General features: G+C 76.2%; 2 protein-coding genes. Both read right to left on the bottom strand.

Annotated features, from left to right (window positions below; translation table 11 throughout):
- The coding region (locus Q0L15_RS22425) for a 2Fe-2S iron-sulfur cluster-binding protein (protein ID WP_296607081.1) at positions 1-229 on the bottom strand (229 nt) is incomplete at its 3' end.
- Positions 230-295: 66 nt separating this feature from the next.
- Positions 296-1,646 (bottom strand): dihydropyrimidinase (hydA, locus tag Q0L15_RS22420; protein WP_296607080.1); only part of this gene is annotated, 1,351 nt, incomplete at its 5' end.

Below are 1,646 nucleotides of genomic sequence, written 5' to 3'. Positions count from 1 at the left end.
AGGAGTCGAGCGCCACCCATCGGGTCCCGGCGCCGTCGGGACGCGCGACCAGCACCGCACAGGCACCGCACTCCCCCTCGGCACACCCCTCCTTGGCGCCGGTGAGACCGAGGCCGCGCAACCAGTCGAGCGCCGTCGTGTGCGGCGCCACCCCGGCCAGGGACCGCGCGGTGCCGTTGACGGTGACGCTCGGGATGCTGGGTGCTGCCATGCCGGTCTCCTCACGCATGCCACGCCTCCTCGACTTTACGCTCCCCGACCTGCCGCACGGCCCCGATCCGGAGGGGCCACCACCTCAGCGCACCAAGGGCGACCTCGACACGAACCGGCCCCGGCCGCGGCGCGCGTCGACGGGCTCCCCGGCGGCGGCGACGGCCTCGCCGCGGCTGATCGTGAGCGCCGGCCATCCGGTGACGACGCGACCGGCGTAGGGGCTGTGGTCGCAGCGCGAGTGCAGCCGCGCCGCGTCCAGCGTTCGGGTGGCGTCGGGGTCGAAGACCACCAGGTCCGCGTCGAGGCCGGGGCGCACGGAGCCCTTGACCCCGTCGAGGCCGAACAGGCGCGCCGGCGCGCCCGAGGTCGCCTCGACCCAGGTCGCGAGCGAGATCGCTCCCGACCGGACGCCCTGGTAGACCAGCGACAGCCGGGTCTCCACGCCGCTGAGGCCGCCGGGGATCTGGCGGAAGTCGGACCAGCCCTCCCCGCCGGTTCCCCGGCGGCGGTCGGCCTCGGTGAACGGGCAGTGGTCGGTGGCGACGACCTCGACGTCCCCGGATCCCAGCGCCGACCAGAGCGCCGCACGGTCGGTCGCGCCGCGCAGCGGAGGGGCACAGACGAAGTCCTGCTCCCCCGCCGCGAGGTGCGCCGCGTCGAGCTCGAGGTAGTGCGGGCAGGTCTCGGCGTGGATGTCGACCCCCGCGGCGCGAGCGGCCAGCACCTCGCGCAGGCCGGCTGCGCTGGAGAGGTGCACGACGTACAGCCACGCGTCCGCGGCGCCCGCCAGCGCGGCGGCCCGGCGGATCGCCGCGGCCTCGACTGCGGCGGGGCGCGTCGCCGGCACGGCCTCCGGTCCGGTCCGGTCCTCGGCGATCGCCCGGGCGACCAGGCTCTCGACGGCCGCCCCGTCCTCGGCGTGGATGCAGACCCGCACCCCGGTCTCCCGCGACGCCGCCAGGGCCCGGGCCACCGTGCCGTCGTCGACCATCAGGCGGTCGGGGTAGGCGAGGTACAGCTTCACGCTCGTTACTCCGTGCTCGGCGAACTCGGCGAACCGGCGTACGGCGGCGACCGGGTCCTCCGGCAGCTCGGTGACCGTGAGGTGGAACCCGTAGTCGACCACCGCCCTCCCACTCGCCCGCTCGTGCCAGGTCTCGAGGGCCTCCCGCCACGGCTCGCGGCCGGCGCCGGCGAAGTCGACGACGCACGTCGTGCCGCCGCACGCCGCCGCCACGGTCCCGGACTCGAAGTCGTCGGCCGAGGTGACCGCTCCGACCGGCAGCGCGAAGTGCGTGTGCACGTCGATGCCACCGGGCACGACGTACGCCCCGCCGGCGTCGACCACCTCCACGCCGTCGTCGGCGAGGTCCGGTCCCACCGCCGCGATCCGCCCGTCGCGCACCAGCACGTCGGCACGCCACGCACTCCCC

Origin of the sequence: Nocardioides sp., assembly GCF_024509035.1 — a bacterium.
In the GTDB taxonomy this organism is placed as follows: Bacteria; Actinomycetota; Actinomycetes; order Propionibacteriales; family Nocardioidaceae; genus Nocardioides.
This window is presented reverse-complemented; position numbering and strand designations above follow the sequence as displayed.